General features: G+C 55.6%; 18 protein-coding genes. 7 read left to right on the forward strand and 11 right to left on the reverse strand.

From position 1 onward, the window contains the following. Positions 1 to 16: 16 nt before the first annotated feature. From ACCC84_RS05675 to ACCC84_RS05685, 3 genes are read right to left on the reverse strand one after another with little or no spacing between them, the layout of a single operon-like run. Positions 17 to 817 (reverse strand): GolD/DthD family dehydrogenase, encoded by an 801-nt coding sequence (locus tag ACCC84_RS05675; protein WP_004962508.1) that lies wholly within the window; start codon positions 815 to 817, stop codon positions 17 to 19. Positions 818 to 827: 10 nt separating this feature from the next. After that, on the reverse strand, positions 828 to 1736 hold the full coding sequence (locus ACCC84_RS05680) for a transketolase family protein (RefSeq protein ID WP_371901641.1): 909 nt from the start codon (positions 1734 to 1736) through the stop codon (positions 828 to 830). A gap of 2 nt (positions 1737 to 1738) precedes the next feature. Continuing rightward, entirely contained in the window at positions 1739 to 2542 is an 804-nt protein-coding gene (locus ACCC84_RS05685) for a transketolase (protein ID WP_039992715.1), read from the reverse strand. 408 nt (positions 2543 to 2950) lie between these two features. Here ACCC84_RS05685 and ACCC84_RS05690 point away from each other — a divergent pair, with 408 nt between their 5' ends. Then, positions 2951 to 3745: a DeoR/GlpR family DNA-binding transcription regulator gene (locus ACCC84_RS05690; RefSeq protein ID WP_039992071.1), complete on the forward strand. Its 795-nt coding sequence runs from the start codon at positions 2951 to 2953 to the stop codon at positions 3743 to 3745. 18 nt (positions 3746 to 3763) lie between these two features. Here ACCC84_RS05690 and pgpB read toward each other — a convergent pair whose 3' ends face one another. Beyond that, a complete protein-coding gene (gene pgpB, locus ACCC84_RS05695; RefSeq protein ID WP_004962491.1) occupies positions 3764 to 4528 on the reverse strand; it encodes a phosphatidylglycerophosphatase B in 765 nt (254 codons plus the stop codon). 266 nt (positions 4529 to 4794) lie between these two features. On the opposite strand from pgpB, the gene ribA reads away from it, so the two are divergent. Continuing rightward, entirely contained in the window at positions 4795 to 5388 is a 594-nt protein-coding gene (gene ribA, locus ACCC84_RS05700) for a GTP cyclohydrolase II (protein WP_004962489.1), read from the forward strand. A gap of 49 nt (positions 5389 to 5437) precedes the next feature. Here the strand turns inward: ribA and acnA are convergent, their stop codons facing one another. Continuing rightward, positions 5438 to 8110: an aconitate hydratase AcnA gene (acnA, locus tag ACCC84_RS05705; protein WP_371901642.1), complete on the reverse strand. Its 2673-nt coding sequence runs from the start codon at positions 8108 to 8110 to the stop codon at positions 5438 to 5440. A gap of 232 nt (positions 8111 to 8342) precedes the next feature. Next, positions 8343 to 8687 carry a winged helix-turn-helix transcriptional regulator gene (locus ACCC84_RS05710; protein ID WP_004962481.1) on the reverse strand — a complete coding sequence of 115 codons (345 nt, stop codon included), beginning with the start codon at positions 8685 to 8687 and terminating at the stop codon, positions 8343 to 8345. A gap of 109 nt (positions 8688 to 8796) precedes the next feature. On the opposite strand from ACCC84_RS05710, the gene gstA reads away from it, so the two are divergent. Then, complete coding sequence (gene gstA, locus ACCC84_RS05715) at positions 8797 to 9429, forward strand: glutathione transferase GstA (RefSeq protein WP_371901643.1); 633 nt, start codon at positions 8797 to 8799, stop codon at positions 9427 to 9429. 253 nt (positions 9430 to 9682) lie between these two features. Here the strand turns inward: gstA and cysB are convergent, their stop codons facing one another. Together cysB and topA are read right to left on the reverse strand one after the other, a co-directional pair. Continuing rightward, on the reverse strand, positions 9683 to 10657 hold the full coding sequence (gene cysB / locus ACCC84_RS05720; protein ID WP_004962477.1) for an HTH-type transcriptional regulator CysB: 975 nt from the start codon (positions 10655 to 10657) through the stop codon (positions 9683 to 9685). A 365-nt stretch (positions 10658 to 11022) separates the two neighbouring features. After that, positions 11023 to 13620 carry a type I DNA topoisomerase gene (gene topA / locus ACCC84_RS05725; RefSeq protein WP_088499704.1) on the reverse strand — a complete coding sequence of 866 codons (2598 nt, stop codon included), beginning with the start codon at positions 13618 to 13620 and terminating at the stop codon, positions 11023 to 11025. 425 nt (positions 13621 to 14045) lie between these two features. On the opposite strand from topA, the gene ACCC84_RS05730 reads away from it, so the two are divergent. Then, positions 14046 to 14297, forward strand: coding sequence for a YciN family protein (locus ACCC84_RS05730; RefSeq protein WP_198773985.1), 252 nt, complete (start codon positions 14046 to 14048; stop codon positions 14295 to 14297). 34 nt (positions 14298 to 14331) lie between these two features. Here the strand turns inward: ACCC84_RS05730 and sohB are convergent, their stop codons facing one another. Further along, positions 14332 to 15378, reverse strand: coding sequence for a protease SohB (sohB, locus tag ACCC84_RS05735; protein WP_004962466.1), 1047 nt, complete (start codon positions 15376 to 15378; stop codon positions 14332 to 14334). 87 nt (positions 15379 to 15465) lie between these two features. Here sohB and ACCC84_RS05740 point away from each other — a divergent pair, with 87 nt between their 5' ends. From ACCC84_RS05740 to cobO, 3 genes are all read left to right on the forward strand, one after another. After that, entirely contained in the window at positions 15466 to 15594 is a 129-nt protein-coding gene (locus ACCC84_RS05740; protein ID WP_004962464.1) for a hypothetical protein, read from the forward strand. Positions 15595 to 15770: 176 nt separating this feature from the next. Then, positions 15771 to 16532, forward strand: coding sequence for a YciK family oxidoreductase (locus ACCC84_RS05745; RefSeq protein ID WP_039992065.1), 762 nt, complete (start codon positions 15771 to 15773; stop codon positions 16530 to 16532). Positions 16533 to 16544: 12 nt separating this feature from the next. Beyond that, on the forward strand, positions 16545 to 17135 hold the full coding sequence (gene cobO, locus ACCC84_RS05750; RefSeq protein WP_004962459.1) for a cob(I)yrinic acid a,c-diamide adenosyltransferase: 591 nt from the start codon (positions 16545 to 16547) through the stop codon (positions 17133 to 17135). 37 nt (positions 17136 to 17172) lie between these two features. Here cobO and rluB read toward each other — a convergent pair whose 3' ends face one another. Together rluB and ACCC84_RS05760 are read right to left on the reverse strand one after the other, a co-directional pair. Further along, positions 17173 to 18066 (reverse strand): 23S rRNA pseudouridine(2605) synthase RluB, encoded by an 894-nt coding sequence (gene rluB, locus ACCC84_RS05755; protein ID WP_004962458.1) that lies wholly within the window; start codon positions 18064 to 18066, stop codon positions 17173 to 17175. Positions 18067 to 18467: 401 nt separating this feature from the next. Then, on the reverse strand, positions 18468 to 18827 hold the full coding sequence (locus ACCC84_RS05760) for a Rap1a/Tai family immunity protein (protein WP_039992063.1): 360 nt from the start codon (positions 18825 to 18827) through the stop codon (positions 18468 to 18470). Positions 18828 to 18835: the final 8 nt, after the last annotated feature.

The following is an 18835-nucleotide window of genomic DNA, read 5'->3' on the forward strand; positions in this document are numbered from 1 at the left end:
ATCTGCGGGGTGCCGCTTACCAAATGGTAAATCCGCCGTCGATCATCAGGTCTGCGCCGGTGATCATGTCGCTGCCGTTGCTGGCAAAGAACAGGATCGCCGCCGCGATTTCATCGGTATAGGCGAAGCGCCCCAGAGGGATCAGTTTCTTCATCGCTTCACCTTTTTCGCCGCGCCAGGCCTTTTCGCCCATCGGGGTCAACACCACCGTCGGCGACAGGGTATTGACGGTAATGCCGAACGGCGCCCACTCCTTGGCCATCACTTTGGTCATGCCCAGCAACCCGGCTTTGGCCGAGGTGTAGGCGCAGTGATGGTCAATGGCGATCGATGCCGCCTGCGAGGCGATATTAACGATCTTGCCGCCGTGTCCGCCGGCGATCGCTCGACGCGCCATTTCCTGCGCGCACAGAAACGGCCCGGTCAGATTGACGGCAATATGCTGCTGCCACTCCGCCAGCGTAATTTCCGTCGCCGGTTGCAGATTGACGTAGCCGGCGCAGTTGACCAGAATATCAATCTGACCAAAGCGCAACTGCGCGGCGGAAAAGGCACTATGCACCGACGTCGGATCGGTAACGTCGCACGACTGGTACGCCACCTGTGCATCCCCCAGTTGCTGCCGAGCTTCTGCCAGCCGGTGCTGTTCGAATTCCGGGTACATCAGCACCAGTTGAGCGCCCTTTTCCAGCAGCATGTGGTTGGTCGCCATCGCAATGCCGCCCAGGCCACCGGTAATCACCGCCGTTTTGCCGACCAATGACATCTGACTGTCGACACCGTAGCGTAAATTTACGTCGTATTCGTTGTGGCTCATCCGATTCCCCTTAGTGGTTCAAATGCTGGTGCAGTCCTGCTGCGTCGATGTCATATTGCCGACGCAACGCGGCGCGGCTGCTGCTGTGGGTGAATTGATACGCTGGAACGCCAAGCGTGGTCAGCGATTGCGCCAACTGATACTTCAGCATGATCTCGCCGATAATGGTGCCCAACCCGCCGCTCAGCACATGCTCTTCCATGGTGATCACCCGCTGATGCTCGCGGATCAGCGCCATTACCGACAGTTCGTCCAACGGCCACAGCGACGGCAGCGATACCACGGTCGGGTTATCGCCCTGTGCCACCGCGTGCAACGCCTCGTGTGCCAGGGTGCCCAGACAGAACACCAGGGCACCGCTGCCCTGATGCAGTACCTCCGGCTGGCCGGGGCGGAAACGGTAATCCTGGTCATGCAGCAACGGCAGCTTGTCGCTGTCCATGCGAATATACGCCGGCCCTCGGTGGGCAATGACATGGCGTACAATCGCCGCGGCCTGGCGTGCGTCGGCAGGTGCATAAACCGCCAGATTGCCCAGGGTACGGGCAATAGCAATATCATTCATGCAATGGTGCGTCGCCCCCAGCGCACCGTAGCCAAACCCGGCGTTCAGGCCAAGCATCTTCACGTTGGTTTCCGAATAGCAGACGTCATTTTTCATCTGCTCATTGGAACGGGCGAACAGAAACGGCGCCGCGTTGGCGGTAAATACCGTGCGACCGCTCAACGCCATACCGGCGGCCATGCCGACCATATTTTGCTCGGCAATCCCCACGTTGATCACCCGTTCGGGGAACGCGCTTTCGAACGGCGCGATTTTGGAGGTTGACGTCGAATCGGCGACCATCACACTGAGCTCCGCGCCGGCCTGCTGTTGTTCGATCAGCGTCGCGACCACTGCGTCACGTAAATCTTGCATGTTCAGTTCTCCAGTTCCGCCAGCGCCTGCGCCAGCTGTTGATCGTCAGGTACCGCGTGATGCCAGGCGGCAACGTTCGCCATAAACGACACGCCATGCCCTTTTTCGGTGTTCGCCAGAATCACCCGCGGCTGGTCTTGGCCAGCACGGGTCATCGCCTCAACCAGCGACGCCGGGTCATGGCCGTCGCATTCAATCACTTCAAAACCGAATGCTCGCCATTTTTCTGCCAATGGCTCCAGCGGCATGATGGCTTCGGTTTTGCCGGCCAGTTGCAGCCGATTGCGATCGACGATGGCGATCAGGTTGTCCAACTTGAACTTGCTGGCAGCCATCGCGGCTTCCCAGTTGGAGCCTTCCGCCAGCTCACCATCCCCCAACAGCACGAAGGCGCGCCGGTGCGCGCGGCCAGCCAGCTTGTTGCCCAACGCCAACCCAACGGCGATCGGCAAACCGTGCCCCAGCCCGCCGGAGTTGATTTCGATAAGCTCCGGTAGCTTCTGATGCACCGGATGCCCGGCCAGCAATGTGTCATCGCCCATAAACTGATCCAGTACTGCCGGATCGAGTAGCCCCATCGCTGCGCAGCTGCAATAGAAGCCGCCCGCCCCGTGTCCCTTGGACAAAATGAAGCGGTCCTGATCCGGGCGTGCCTGGCTGCGATCCATCACCGCCATATACAGGGTGCAGATGATATCGATTTCTGACAGATCGGCGCCGGTGTGGCCCTTGCCCGCTTTATGGTTCATGGTCACGACGTAGCGGCGCGCCTGCCGCGCCGTGTTTTTAATCGCCTGAAAGTCCATCATCACCTCGTCTTGGCTGGGTATGATTGCCGTTTTAACTGCTAGACGGCGTAAAAAATCATCATTTGGTTTTCGAATGAAATCATATATGGCAATATCGATAATTATTGAGCGCCAGATCAAAGTTTAAACAAAAATGAATCGATAATTAACTTGTGTTAAACGTATAGCCAACTGGCGATAGCCGGTCGATAATGGGTAAATCAACTGAATAACGGTCTAAAAACCGCCAGGCGGCGATCGCTCACTCAACAATGACTTTCATATGAAAACCAAAGATGACCCGCGGTTTATCAATGGCTTTATCACTATTGGCAAGCTAGAATTCAGCGGTATTGCTCGGGATTGACGTGTCAGAAGCCGTGACGGGAGGCAGAAAGTGCCTTAACGGCAAAAGGAGTATTTCGATTGAAAAGCAAAAGTGAACAGTTGGTGGAAATGCAACAACGGCGCGAGAAGATCCTCGACATGATCCGTGAAGACGGCTCGGCGACGGTCAAAATGCTTACCGACGCCTTTAACCTGACCGAGGCGACCATCCGTACCGATTTGCGTGTGTTACAGCAGCAAGGCTACGTGCAGCGTTTTCACGGCGGCGCCACGCTGGTCGACGGCAAGCAGAATACCCATGCACTGATGCTCGAGCGGCAAACCCAACTGGCGGAAAAAGACAGCATCGGCAAACTGGCCGCCAGTTTTATCGAACCGGGCGATACCATCATTCTCGATTCCGGCACCACCACCACTGCCATTGCCAATCATCTCAGCCATATCAAGAAACTGTCGGTTACCACCACCGCCGTCAATATCGCATTGCAACTCGGTGGCGAGCCCGGGGTGAACATTCTATTGACCGGCGGCACCTTTAAATTCCCCACCTTGTCGACCTCCGGTGACAAGGCGGCCAGCTTCTTCGAAAACGTACTGGCGCAAAAGCTGTTTCTGGCAACCGCCTGTATCTCGCCGCGGCTGGGGTTGAGCTACCCGAGCGAAACCGATATCAAGGTAAAAATGGCGATGATCAACGCGGCCAATACCGTGTATGTGGTGGCCGACTCCAGCAAGATTGATAAAGTGTCAATGTTTGCGCTGCCGTGCGATTGGCAGCATATCCACTATCTGATCACCGATAAGGGCATCAGCAAGGCAGCGATTGAGGCGTTCGAAAAACTTGGCGTGAAAGTGCTGATCGCGGACGCCTGAGAGGCGCCCGCAAGGTTATCAATGGCGGGGGGTTCGCTGGGTTATTTCCCGTTGCTCTTCTGGCGGCGGCGTCAATGGTCCGAACCAGCGCTGTGCCAACCAACAGGCGATGGTCACCAATAGCCAGGCGATGGCGGTTGCCATCACCAGATCGCGTGGCCAATGCATGCCCAGCAACAACCTGCTGCCCATGACGCCGGTAGCCCACAGCATCAGCACCGCCACGGTTTTATAGTGACGACGAGGCCACAGCAAACCAACGCCGAGCAGCGCCCAACTGGCGGCAAACATGGTATGGCCAGACGGGAAGGCAAAACCGGTTTCAAATTGCCAATGCTTGCGCAGCCATGCCGGCACCAGCGTCTGTTCTGCCAGTTGCTCCTTTACCAAGGCCCCACGCGCGTTACGGTGCAGCGAGTAAAAATACTTTTCATCAATGCCGTGCGCCTGTTCCAGCCACACCACAAAGGGCCGCGGTTCCTGCACTCGCTCCTTGATCAGCGACTTAACGCCCTGACCGACCAGAATCGCCGCGCTGAGCAGCACAAACAGCCCGATCGCCGGCTTGAGGCGAAAGCGCAGGCACCACAGGAACCAGGCGGAAAGTAGCACGCTGGTAATGAGGCCCCAGGGGGAAGTTACCGTTTCTGTCAGCCAGAACATCGCTTTTAGCAGCGTATCATTACCGCCCGGCTGCCAGAGCCAGCCGGAAAACCACACCGCCAGCGGCATCAACAGCAGCACGATTGCCCCACCCGCCGTGCGTTTTGCTATCTCAAACATGCATTGTCCCTCTTATCAGCCCAACTGGCAGTGTAACAATCTTGTAATCTCAATAATACGCGAAAAATTAAGTGCATAAGATCGACGATGGCAATGATAGCCACGGATGCTGCTTTGCTGAGCACCACCGGGCAAGAAGTTATGGCAAAATAGCCGATAATAACGACATGTGAATCGCGAGCGCGGATTTTAGTGCTGGTCAGGCGGTCACGCCGGACGTACCATGCGGCGCAGCGATTTAATCGAACAGGTTTGTGGAGAGTAACATGCAGCTTAAACGGGTGGCAGAGGCTAAACTGCCGACACCTTGGGGCGATTTCCTGATGGTGGGATTCGAAGAATTGGCCACCGGGCACGATCATCTGGCGCTGGTTTTCGGTGATATTACCGGCGACACGCCGGTACTGTCGCGCGTGCATTCAGAATGCCTGACCGGCGATGCGCTGTTCAGTCTGCGCTGTGACTGCGGTTTCCAACTGGAAGCGGCGCTGGAACACATCGCCGAAGAAGGCCGCGGCATTCTGCTGTATCACCGCCAGGAAGGCCGCAACATCGGCCTGCTGAACAAAATCCGTGCCTATGCCCTGCAAGACAAGGGCGCGGATACCGTTGAGGCCAACCATCAGCTCGGTTTCGCCGCCGACGAGCGAGACTTTACCCTGTGCGCCGACATGTTCAAACTGTTGGGCGTCGATGCGGTACGCTTGCTGACCAATAACCCGAAGAAGGTCGAAATCCTGACCGAGGCGGGTATCAATATTATCGAACGGGTACCGCTGATCGTCGGCCGCAACCCAAAGAACGAGCGTTACCTGGCGACCAAGGCCGCCAAAATGGGTCACCTGCTGGACCAGAAATAGTCAGCCGGAGGCCAAAACAATCAGGGCACCTTGCGGTGCCCTGATTGTTTTACAGCATTTTCCTGATGACGTAATGCAAAATGCCATCATTCTTGTAGTAGGTTAATTCGGTATTGGTATCAATGCGGCAGCGGGTATTCACCACCTCTTCCCGACCATCGGCATAGGTGATGTGCACCGGTACCGTCTGGCCCGGCTGCAAGTCTTGCAAACCGCTGACGCTGATCAGCTCATCCCCGGTCAATCCCAGCGTTTTGCGTGTCACACCCTGCGGAAACTCCAGCGGTAAGATCCCCATACCAATCAGGTTCGAACGGTGAATTCGCTCGAACGACTCGGTGATCACCACCCGAACGCCCAACAATCGCGGCCCCTTCGCCGCCCAGTCACGGCTGGATCCCGAGCCGTATTCCTTGCCAGCGATCACCGCCAACGGCACCTGTTCCTGCTGATACTGCATTGCGGCATCGTAAATCGACATCTGATTCTGCGACGGCAGATGACGGGTATAGCCGCCTTCAACCCCCGGTACCATTTCGTTGCGGATACGGATATTGGCAAAAGTACCGCGCATCATCACCTCGTAGTTACCGCGGCGTGAACCGTAGGAGTTGAAATCGATGGCTTCCACCCCACGATCGCTGAGGTAATGTCCCGCTGGACTGTCGCGCTTGATATTACCGGCCGGCGAAATATGGTCGGTGGTCACCGAGTCGGCCAGGATTGCCAGGATGCGCGCCGATTTGATGTCCTGTACCGCATCCGGCAACGCCTGCATGGTGCTGAAGAACGGCGAATGGCGTATATAAGTGGAATCTTCCTGCCAAGGATAGGTTGCCGAGCCAGCGACCTGAATCGACTGCCAGATCTCGTCGCCGTCAAACACTTCGCCATACTCTTTATGGAACATATCGGTGCGAACTTCCTCCACCGCATGGGCGATGTCGGTATTACTTGGCCAGATATCCTTCAGATAAACCGGCTTGCCGTCGCGGCCGATACCCAGCGGATCGCTGGCAAGATTCACCTTCATGCTGCCGGCCAGCGCATAGGCCACCACCAGCGGCGGCGACGCCAGCCAGTTGGTTTTCACCAACGGATGGATGCGCCCTTCAAAGTTGCGGTTGCCGGAAAGCACCGCGCCGACCGTCAAATCCCCAGTGCGAATTGCCTGTTCGATCGGATCCGGTAGCGGGCCGGAGTTACCAATACAGGTAGTACACCCGTAGCCCACCAGGTTGTAGCCCAGTTCTTCCAGGTAAGGGGTCAGTTTTGCGCTATCAAAATAGTCGGTAACCACTTTGGAGCCGGGTGCCAGCGAGGTCTTCACCCAGGGTTTGACCCGCAGGCCCTTCTTCACCGCGTTTTTCGCCAGCAAACCCGCCGCCATCATGACGCTGGGGTTCGAGGTGTTGGTACAAGAGGTGATCGCCGCAATCACCACCGCGCCGTTATGCAGTTCGTGCGTCTGCCCATCGAGGGTAAAAGGCACCGACTCGGCCTTTTTCTTCTGCGTGCTGATTTCCAGTTCGGTGGCGGCGGCAAACGCCTGCGGCACGCCGGACAGCACCACCCGATCCTGTGGCCGTTTCGGCCCGGCCAGGCTGGCTTCTACCGTTGCCATATCCAACGCCAGCGAGCTGGTAAACACTGGCTCATCGCCCGGGTAACGCCACATGCCCTGCGCCTTGGCGTAGGCTTCCACCAGCGCGATTTGCTCTTCGCTACGGCCGCTCAACTTCAGGTAGCCCAGCGTCACTTCATCCACCGGGAAGAAACCGCAGGTCGCACCATATTCTGGCGCCATATTGGCGATAGTGGCGCGATCCGCCAACGGTAATTGCGCCAGACCGTCACCGTAAAATTCCACAAACTTGCCCACTACGCCGTGCTTGCGCAGCATTTGCGTAACGGTCAATACCAGGTCGGTGGCGGTGATGCCTTCACTCAGCTTGCCGGTAAGCTTGAAACCGACCACGTCGGGGATCAGCATCGATACCGGCTGACCCAGCATGGCCGCTTCGGCCTCGATACCGCCGACGCCCCAGCCAAGGATACCCAGGCCGTTAATCATGGTGGTATGGGAGTCGGTACCGACCAACGTGTCCGGATAAGCGATTTGTTTACTCTGCTCTTCGGTATGCCACACCGTTTGCCCCAGATATTCGAGGTTTACCTGATGGCAGATACCGGTACCAGGCGGCACCACGCGAAAGCGATTGAAGGCTTTTTGCCCCCAGCGCAGGAAAGTGTAACGCTCGTTGTTGCGCTCCATTTCGATACGGACGTTCTCATCAAACGCCTGGTCGTCGCCGAATTCGTCGACGGTAACCGAGTGGTCAATCACCAGATCGACCGGCGACAGCGGGTTCACCTGTTCGACATCGCCCCCCAGACGCTGTACCGCTTCACGCATCGCCGCCAGATCGACCACCGCCGGTACGCCGGTAAAGTCCTGCATCAGCACGCGTGCGGGTCGGTAGGCAATTTCACGATCGGCATGACCGGTTTGCAGCCAGTCGACCAGCGCTTGCAGATCCTGTTCCAGTACCGTTTCACCATCAATATGACGCAGCAGGTTTTCCAACAGCACCTTCATCGACTTTGGCAGCCGATCAATGTCACCTAAGGTTCTTGCCGCCAGCGGCAAGCTGTAATAGTGATACTTACTATTCAGCGCAACCAGCGTATCCATACTCGTTTCACGAAGATCGGACGACATAGCTCCTCCATTTTTATTATGTCTAAAACAGGGTAATCACTGAGGTCTTGTTTAAAGATAACACATACAGACCGTAACGTTTTGATAACAACACGATTTGATCACAGTGATAGGCAACAGCAATTAACGGCGTAGATCTTCAGGAAAGATAATGGCTTAGACGCGCAAGTCGCCGCAGCTAATACCAGCGGCAATGGTGCTGCAACAGCGGGCGGGTCAATATAACCCTAATCTAATCATGGTGTTCTGAGTGGGTCGCTGCCGGCCTTGCTTTCAGCCACAATCCCAGTTCCTTCACCGCGTCAACCACTTTTTCCAACCGTCGTCCCTCGAGCGTCAGACTGTAGACCACCCGCACCGGCACTTCAGGATATACCGTACGCAGCACGATACCGGCAGACTCCAGCGCCCGCAGATCCATCGTCAACATACGCTGGGAAATTGACGGAATATCACGTCGTAGTTCGCTAAAGCGCTTTGGTCGTTCGAACAGGTAGGAAACGATCAGCAAACGCCAGCGTCCGCCAATCAGATTCATCGCCTCTTCGATTGAACAACCGGAAATCACCTGTTTCATGTTTTTCACCAAGTATACTTTTTGTACCTACACTACAATAATGTGCCTTCTTCCCAATAACAACCGGCATTGCTAAGCTGGCGTCACGCTATACGGATAAGGAAGATACATGAAGCTCTACATTGCCCCTGGAAGTTGCTCGCTGTCCCCACACATTGCACTACGCGAAGCCGGTCTGGCATTTACTCTGGTACCGGTAGATACCAAAACCCATACCTATGATGGTGGCAAGGATTATTATCAAATCAATCCGCTGGGCTACGTGCCGGCATTGGAATTGGCAAACGGCGAGGTGTTCAGAGAAGGCGTGACGCTGATTCAATATATTGCCGATCTGGCGCCAGCGTCTGGCCTGGCTCCGGCCAATGGCACCATCGAACGCTATCGGTTACTTGAATGGCTGAATTTTCTTACCAGCGAGATCCATAAGGGGTTTGTGCCCATTTTCCATGGTGCCAACGCGGGCGGCTATTTTTCCATCGCACAACAGAAACTGTTCAACCATTTCAAGTGGCTAGACGGTCAACTGGCGCAGCAGGAATTTCTGGCCACCGACCGTTTCAGCATTGCCGATGGTTACCTGTTTGCCCTGACCAACTGGGCGAAGGCCGATTGGATGGTATCGGTATATGGGCTGGAGGTGGACTTGTCCTCCCTTGGGCATCTGGCAGCCTGGCACAGCAGAATCATGTGCCGACCGACGGTACAAGCGGCAATCAAGGCGGAAGGATTGACGTTGTGAGAGGTCGGTCGCGGCCGACGTGGCGATGACTTTCTGGTAGCAAGCCGCTTTAGCGTCGCCGTGCTACAGGGGTCAGCCGAAGGGATTCTTAACAGGGATCGCGGCGTCAACAAGGGGGTTAGGTAATGCTAAAGCAGGTGACAACGGGAGAGTGAACGCCTCTCCCGTTGAATCCAGCTCGATCTGTGTCCAAATCAAGCGGCTGAGCGCACGCCAGATGATTGAAACAGCATGCGGCTGCTAATTTGGCGGTTTATTTTTCCGGCAGCAAAATATCCTTGAACATCGCCTCGATGTCTTCGTTCGAACGTAATGCTACGGCGGTATCAACCACGTCGCGGGTCAAATGCGGGGCAAAACGCTGAATGAAGTCATACATGTAGCTACGCAGGAAAGTGCTGCGGCGGAAGCCGATTTTGGTGGTGCTGTAGGTAAAGATATCACGGGCATCAACGGTGACCAGGTCCGGATCCTGAACCGGATCCACCGCCATGCTGGCGATCACCCCAACTCCCAGTCCCAGGCGCACGTAAGTCTTGATAACATCGGCATCGGTGGCGGTAAAAACGATACGCGGCGTGAGGCCGGCACGGTTAAAGGCGGTATCCAGCTCAGAACGACCGGTAAAACCGAAGGTGTAGGTGACAATCGGATATTCAGCCAGCTCTTCGATGGTAATCTGGCTTTTGCCGGCCAGTGGATGATCGGGTTTCACTACCACTGCGCGGTTCCAGTGGTAGCACGGCAGCATGATCAGATCGTCATACAGGTGCAGCGCTTCGGTGGCGATGGCAAAATCCGCGGTGCCCTTGGACACCGCTTCGGCGATCTGCGTCGGTGAGCCCTGATGCATGTGCAGCGATACCCGTGGGTAGCGTTCGATAAAGCCTTTGATGACGTTCGGCAATGCATAACGTGCCTGCGTATGGGTGGTAGCAACGTACAACGAACCTTTGTCCGGGTAGGTATGCTCGCCGGCCACGGCTTTAATCGCTTCTACCTTGGACAGCACTTCACGCGCGATGCGTATGATTTCCTGGCCGGCAGGCGTCACCTGGGTCAGATGCTTGCCGCTACGGGCAAAAATCTGAATGCCCAGCTCGTCCTCCAACATCCGCACCTGCTTACTGATACCGGGTTGCGAGGTATAAAGCCCTTCTGCTGTCGAAGACACATTCAGGTTGTGATTAACCACTTCCACAATGTAACGAAGCTGCTGCAATTTCATATCTTATACCATCCTAGGTTAAACACTGCGGCCTGGCCGCAATCAGATATATCGGTGTTTCCCGGTATGCTGAAGGCTGATGAGTTTACGCGCTATAAACACAGTGTTTACCCAGATGCTGAAGAAAACGCCGTTGTTAATAAGCTTTAATCATAAGAAATCTTTTTATATAACCACTATATCATGCTACAGCTTCAAGTATAGATCCCCGTCACACAATGATAACGATTATTCCGCATGGTTATCAACGCGCAATCTGCCGACCAGGCACCAAAACCAACCGGGCTATACCCTGGCCGTTCTTTTCAGGGCAAAAAAAACCAGCCACTCGGGCTGGTTTTTAAGATTGTTGCCATCAACAACGCTTACTTCTTGGTTTCAACCCACTTGCCGTCGATGAAGAACGCGGTCCAGCCGGTAGCCTTACCGTCTTTCTCGGCAGACACATACTGCTGCTTGGTCTTACGGCTAAAGCGCACCAGCGTCTTGTTACCTTCCGGATCGGCAACCGGCGCATCCGCCAGGTAGCGCAGTTTTTCAGGCAGGCGATCCTTGAAGCGCTGCAACTCTTCCACCAGCGGCGCACGGGTTTCGCGCGATTTAGGGAAGGTATTGGCAGCCAGGAACACACCGGCCGCGCCATCACGCAACACGAAATAGGCGTCAGACTTTTCGCACGGCAACTCCGGCAACGGAACCGGATCTTCCTTCGGCGGCGCGACATCACCGTTGCGCAGGATCTTGCGGGTGTTTTTACACTCGTCGTTGGTGCAGCCCATGTACTTGCCGAAACGCCCCATTTTCAGGTGCATCTCAGAGCCACACTTTTCGCATTCCACAACCGGGCCATCGTAGCCTTTGATGCGGAACTCACCCTCTTCAATCTCATAACCGTCACACGCCGGATTATTACCGCAGACGTGCAGCTTGCGCTGGTTATCAATCAGATAGCTATCCATTGCCGTACCGCATTTCTGGCAGCGGCGACGGGCACGCAAGGCATTGGTTTCCGCATCGTCCCCTTCGAGAACGTTGAGCACTTCCGTTTCGGGAACCAGATTGATGGTGGTCTTGCAGCGCTCCTTCGGCGATAGCGCGTAGCCAGAGCAACCGAGGAACACACCGGTGCTGGCGGTACGAATCCCCATCTGACGACCACAGGTCGGGCAGGCGATGCTGGTCAGCACCATCTGGTTTGGCCGCATGCCGCCTTCTTCCGGATCTTTTTCTGCCCTTTCCAGCTGTTCGCTGAATTCGGCAAAGAACTCATCCAGTACCGCTTTCCATTCGGCGTGATTGTTCGCCACCTGATCTAGGCCGTCTTCCATGCGCGCGGTGAAGTCGTAATTCATCAGTTCGCGGAAGTTTTCCTCCAGCCGATCGGTGACGATTTCGCCCATTTTCTCGGCGTAAAAACGGCGGTTTTCCACCCGCACGTAACCACGATCCTGAATGGTCGAAATGATCGACGCGTAGGTCGACGGACGGCCGATACCTCGTTTTTCCAACTCTTTGACCAGCGACGCTTCGCTGTAACGCGCCGGCGGCTTGGTGAAGTGCTGGCTTGGGAGCAGCTGTTGCAGATCCAGCTCGCTACCGATTTCAACGTACGGCAAGGTGCGATCTTCATCGCCTTTGCGCAGAGCCGGCATCACTTTGGTCCAACCGTCGAAACGCAGCGTACGGCCCTTGGCGCGCAGCTGATAGTCGCCGGCCTGTACCGTCAGAGTGGTGGAATCGTATTGCGCCGGCGTCATCTGACAGGCCACGAACTGCCGCCAGATCAGCTGATACAGCTTCTGCGCGTCCGCTTCCATGTCTTTGAGCTGCTCCGCCACCACGCTGACGTCGGAAGGACGAATCGCTTCGTGCGCTTCCTGCGAGTTTTCTTTGCTGCTGTAGTGGTTAGGCGCTTTCGGCAGGTATTTATCGCCGAAGTTATCGCCAATGTAACCACGCACCATGTTCAGCGCATCCTGGCTCAGGTTGGTAGAGTCGGTACGCATGTAGGTGATGTGGCCAGCTTCATAAAGCCGTTGCGCCATCATCATGGTTTTCTTCACGCCGAAGCTCAGACGCGTACTGGCGGCCTGCTGTAGCGTCGAGGTAATGAACGGCGCGCCCGGTTTGCTGCTGGTCGGCTTGTCTTCACGATCGAGCACCGTATAACGGGCTTTTTCCAACAGGTTGAGCGCCGCATGGGTCTGATCGCGATTGACCGGTTTGAACGGCTTACCGCCGGCATGGGTCACTTCCATCCGCAGCGCGGTATCATCCTTCGCCAGCAGGTCGGCGTGCAGTTCCCAGAACTCTTCCGGCACGAAGGCCTTGATATCGCGCTCGCGCTCTACCACCAACCGCACCGCAACGGATTGCACACGTCCGGCGGACAGGCCGCGGGCGATTTTCTTCCACAGCAGCGGCGAAACCATATAGCCCACCACGCGGTCCATAAAGCGACGCGCCTGCTGCGCATTGACACGATCGATATTCAACTCACCCGGCGCTTTAAAGGCCTGCTGGATGGCGTTTTTGGTAATTTCGTTAAATACCACGCGGCTAAAACGCGTATCGTCTCCGCCGATCACTTCCCGCAGGTGCCAGGCAATGGCTTCCCCTTCGCGGTCCAAGTCAGTTGCGAGGTAGATGTGGTCGGCGTTTTCCGCCAGATTTTTTAACTCGGCAACAACTTTCTCTTTACCCGGCAGAATTTCATAATGTGCTTTCCAGCCATGATACGGGTCAACGCCCATTCGATTAACCAGCGCCGCCGTTGCGTCTTTTTTAACTTTTTTCTTGGCTTTGTTTTCTGTTGAGTCAGCGCTCTTTTTGCTGGCTGAGCCACTGGTCGGCAAATCACGGATATGACCCACGCTGGACTTCACCACGTAGTCATTTCCTAAATATTTATTAATAGTTTTGGCTTTTGCCGGGGACTCAACTATTACGAGAGCTTTACCCATATTTACCTTTACCTAATTTATTTCTTCTAAAAAGAAGCCTTTTAACTTGCCGTATCGCAGCAATTCACATCTCTTTTTTATATTGCGGCAGTCTGGCTGGAGATCAACATATTTTTTCCCGTTGGCTGCTTAACTGCTCAACCTAAAGGCAAGTTGCTGAAAGTCCTTGCATTCCGCCCACGCCCCAGAGGTATGAACGACGCTGGCTCATTGGCAGCGTAAACAAAATCTTCCACCCGATACCACAAAATCCCACACTGTACCTGATAAAAAACGCCACGCAACCTAATTAGCACGGAAAGGATGATTTCGCCAATCGGCAACAACAACTGGCCATCCAGATGGCAAATAAACCCGACTCGGTTTGCGGCCAAACGTCAACCGGCGTTAGAATATGTGCAGAGTATATGTCTGGAGTGTAATAAATGCGCACTAATACATCCCCAATCACCCGTCAATGTCTGCTGTCAGAAGCAAATAACATCATTCGCCAACATGAAGATTATCTTCACGGTATGGTAGCCACCGAGGTGGAACAAAAAAGCGGAGTTTTAGTTTTTCGCGGCGAATTCTTTTTAGATCCGGACGGCTTGCCAACCGCAAAAACGACGGCGGTGTTTAATATGTTTAAACATCTGGCGCACCTGCTCTCAGATAAATATCATCTGGTCGATTAGAAAAAAACAGGGGGCCGAAAGCCCCCCGTTTGCCTTACAATAACGGTTTTTCCCCACGCTGCCACCAGCGCAGCAACAGGCGGTCGGCGCTTTCCGCCGCGCTGCCGGTGAACCGATCCACCCACCGCTTGCGTCGGCTATAACGCACCCCGACCACTTCATGATTTTCCATCTCGGCGATCAGCAAATCATCGCTGGTGCCCACCGCATCAATCAGCCCCTTTTCCTTCGCCTGGGTACCAAACCAATGCTCGCCGGTCGCCACGCTGTCAATATCCAGCGACGGGCGTTGCTGATGGACAAACTGCTTGAACAGCTCATGGGTTTCGTTCAGGTCTTCGCGAAACTTGTCGCGCCCCTGCTCGGTGTTTTCACCAAACAGCGTCAGCGTACGCTTGAATTGGCCGGCGGTATGCAGTTCAACATCGATATCGTTCTTTTTCAGCAGGCGATGGAAGTTGGGGATTTGCGCCACCACGCCGATCGAGCCGATGATGGCGAAAGGCGCCGCCACGATACGGTCGGCCACGCAGGCCATCATGTAACCACCACTGGCAGCCACCTTGTCCACCGCGACCGTCAGACGGATGCCGCCCTTGCGCAAGCGTTCCAACTGCGACGCGGCTAAACCATAACCATGTACCACGCCTCCCGGACTTTCCAGCCGTAGCAGCACTTCGTCTTCCGCCGTGGCCACCGCCAGCACTGCCGAAATCTCTTCCCGCAACGACGTCACTTCATGCGCATCCATGCTGCCTTTGAAATCCAGCACATACAGGCAAGGTTTGCTCGCTTGCGCCGCCCCCGATTTCGCACGCTGCTTTTTGAGCTTATCGTCGGCCTTGGTCTGCTTCTTGAACTGTTTACTCCACATCTTTTGTTCTGCCGCGCCCATCCGCGCCAGACGCATTTCACGCTGCATTTCTCGATATTGCTCACCGAGATCGGTGAGTTGCAGCTCCCCTTTTTGCTGGCTTTTACGTTGCCCCAGGCTCACCGCTAACAGCGCCAGCGCGGCGATGGCAATCACCACCGTGGCAACCTTGGCCAAAAACAGGCCGTAAACAGATATAAACTCCACAGATTCCGCCTTTTTTACAGGTTGTTAGTATACTCCGCTCATTCTAGCCAACCGACGTTGCGGCTGTCGCGGCCAAATGAAAATTACATGCATCAGGATGCCACGCGCCAACAACGTCAAACGGGCGAGCATCTGAGGTTATGGGGGCGTTTTATGCACAACCAAGCTGAGATTGTTCCGTTTTTGTTACAAAAGAATGCCGTTTCTGCCGGCTAATCATTGAAAATGCGATCCATTTCAGGCATATAACACGCATTATTCATCAAATTGATGAGACAAATTCGCTGCGGGGCCAGCCTGGCGGTCGAGCCTTTGCTCCCCTTGCCTGGCCTCCTCACCCACTGCTTTTCCCCAGGCAACGCGGGAAAGCGATCTCGGCGCGAGGAATTATTGTGCACTACAACCCCAAACATGACCTGCTCGATCAACGCATCATTCTCGTCACCGGCGCCGGAGACGGCATCGGCCGCGAGGCCGCTCTGACCTACGCCCGTTTCGGCGCGCAACTGGTGCTGCTGGGACGCACCGAAAGCAAACTGCAGGCGGTGCAACACGAAATAGCCGCCCTCGGCGGCCGGCCGGCGTCTACCATCACGCTGGATCTGCTTCATGCCACACCAGAGCAGTGCCAACAGCTTGCTGACGATCTGGCAGCCCAGGTGCCACGCCTCGACGGCGTGCTGCATAACGCCGGTCTGCTGGGCGACATTGTGCCGATGGCCGACATAACCATGGAGATGTGGAACGAGGTGATGCAGGTCAACGTCAACGCCACCTTTATGCTGACCCAGGCATTGCTGCCGCTGTTGCTGAAATCCAGCGCAGGTTCTCTGGTGTTCACCAGCTCAAGCGTCGGTCGAACGGGCCGCGCCAACTGGGGCGCCTACGCAGTTTCCAAATTCGCCACCGAGGGCATGATGCAGGTGTTGGCGGAAGAATATAAAAGTCGTAATTTGCGGGTAAACTGCATCAATCCGGGGGGAACGCGCACCAATATGCGGGCAAATGCCTTCCCGGACGAGGACCGCAACAAGCTCAAGACCCCGGCTGATATCATGCCGCTTTACCTGTATTTGATGGGCGATGACAGCCGCCGTAAAACCGGCATGAGCTTTGATGCCCAACCCAATCGCAAACCCGGCGCTGCCGAATAGGAGAAAGCCTGCATGACCGAAGATCGTCACCAGCAACGGCAACAACGTCTGAAGGAACAGGTCGATGCCCGTATCGCCAGCGCGCAGGACGAACGCGGTTTAGTGCTGGTATTCACCGGCAACGGTAAAGGCAAGACCACCGCCGCGTTTGGCACGGTTACGCGCGCGGTCGGCCACGGCATGCGTGCCGGGGTGATCCAGTTTATCAAGGGCGAATGGCCAAACGGCGAGAAAAATCTGCTCCAGCAACACGGCGTGGAATTTCAGGTCATGGCCACCGGCTTTACCTGGGAGACACAGAACAAAGACACTGACAGCGCCGCCTGCCAGGCGGTATGGCAACATGGCAAGCGAATGCTGGCCGACAGCGCACTGGATCTGGTGCTGTTGGATGAGGTGACCTATATGGTCAGCTACGGCTATCTGGCACTGGAAGAACTGTTGACGGCGTTGGCGCAACGCCCTGCCCATCAAACGGTGATGATTACCGGACGAGGTTGTCATCGGGATGTGCTGGAACTGGCGGATACCGTGACCGAAATGCGGCCGGTAAAGCATGCGTTTGATGCCGGCATCAAAGCGCAACAGGGAATTGATTGGTGATAAAGCGTAGCCGCGCGTGGCGGCTACGTAGCAACGCTTAGTTACGCTTGCTTGGCTTGCCTGGTTTGCCGCCCGCGGCGCTACGACGGCCGGTTGACACCTGGCTATGGCGCTTGACCGCGCGGCGGATCTGGTTCGCCTTGACACGGCGACGCTCGCGTTCCACCGGCAGTTTGCTGACGGTTTCCGGTTGCAGATCGACCAGTTCACGCAGGTAGTTGATGGCCGGCAGATCCAGTTCGGTCCAACCACCACGTGGAATACCCTTCGGCAAGTTGATGTCGCCATAGCGCACGCGGATCAGACGACTGACCTGCACGCCTACCGCTTCCCACAGGCGACGGACTTCGCGGTTGCGCCCTTCGGTCAGGGTCACGTTATACCACTGATTGAGGCCTTCGCCGCCCTGGAAGCTGATGGTACGAAACGCCGCCGGGCCATCTTCCAGCTGTACGCCACGACTAAGCTGCTTCACTTTGTCGTCGTCAATCTGGCCAAACACGCGCACCGCATATTCCCGCTCGACTTCGCGACTCGGGTGCATCAAGCGGTTGGCCAGCTCACCGTCGGTGGTGAACAGCAACAGACCCGAGGTGTTTACGTCCAGGCGGCCAACGGCCACCCAACGTGACCCACGCAGTTTAGGCAGACGATCGAATACCGTTGGTCGGCCTTCCGGATCGCTACGGGTGCAGAGTTCGCCTTCTGGTTTGTAGTAGGCCAATACGCGACAAACCGCTTCTTCGGATTCCTTGATCGAAACAACGTGCCCGTCCAAGCGGATCTTCATTCCTTGAACGACTTCGACACGATCGCCCAGCTTGGCGATTTTACCGTCAACGCTGACGCGCCCGGCTTCAATCATGGTTTCGATTTCGCGGCGCGAACCGTGACCGGCACGCGCTAAAACTTTCTGTAACTTTTCGCTCATTGAGCAACCTCTAGTGTCGCCTTCACAGGCGTCGTATATAATAGCGTCATCAACAAGTTAGCTTTAAAAAAACGCTAACCTGCCGGATTGTAAGATTTTTTAAAAAAAAGCACGCCAAAGGGCGTCACGGCAGATGCCACGCCCGATGCTCAGGGGTCAGACATACTACACGAATTTTAAGCTAAAGGGTTCTAATAAATCGAAATGGATGCCCTGACAATTAGCCAGGTTCGTCGGGTATTGTCAGTGAACAAACGCTGTCATATTCCCCCCCTATCTCGAACGGTTCAAGATGATTGTCGGCGGTAACATGACAGCGTTATGACAGTTAACCTATTGAATAACGAGCGGGAACCGGTAAAGCGCATCGAATGGAACAATCAGCACAAAATGCACCGGTATCAGTGCCGTTCACACGGGAAAGCGGATGACAGCGCCAGCATGATCACCGAAGGTGCCGAATAATGAAGTTGCTCTGGGTGTTCGTTCAGGTATTGCATCACCGCATCCGACGCCATACCAACGCTCATGCCGGTATCGGGGCAAATGTTGCGGTTACCCTGCATCGAGTAAGTATCAAATACGCCAGCGACATAGCCCATGAACATGCCGCCATCCAGCGCTTGTGCAACGGTTGCCGTGCCGTTTTTGTTTTTTACGTAACCTTCGCTTTCGGAGAGCAACGCGCTACCGGAGTAAAAACCGGCGTTTGCCGCAAACGAAACCAGTAATACCACCGCCATAAAAGCCTGTTTAATCATCGCCACGC

The organism is Serratia odorifera (assembly GCF_041448735.1).
Taxonomy (GTDB): Bacteria; Pseudomonadota; Gammaproteobacteria; order Enterobacterales; family Enterobacteriaceae; genus Serratia_F; species Serratia_F odorifera.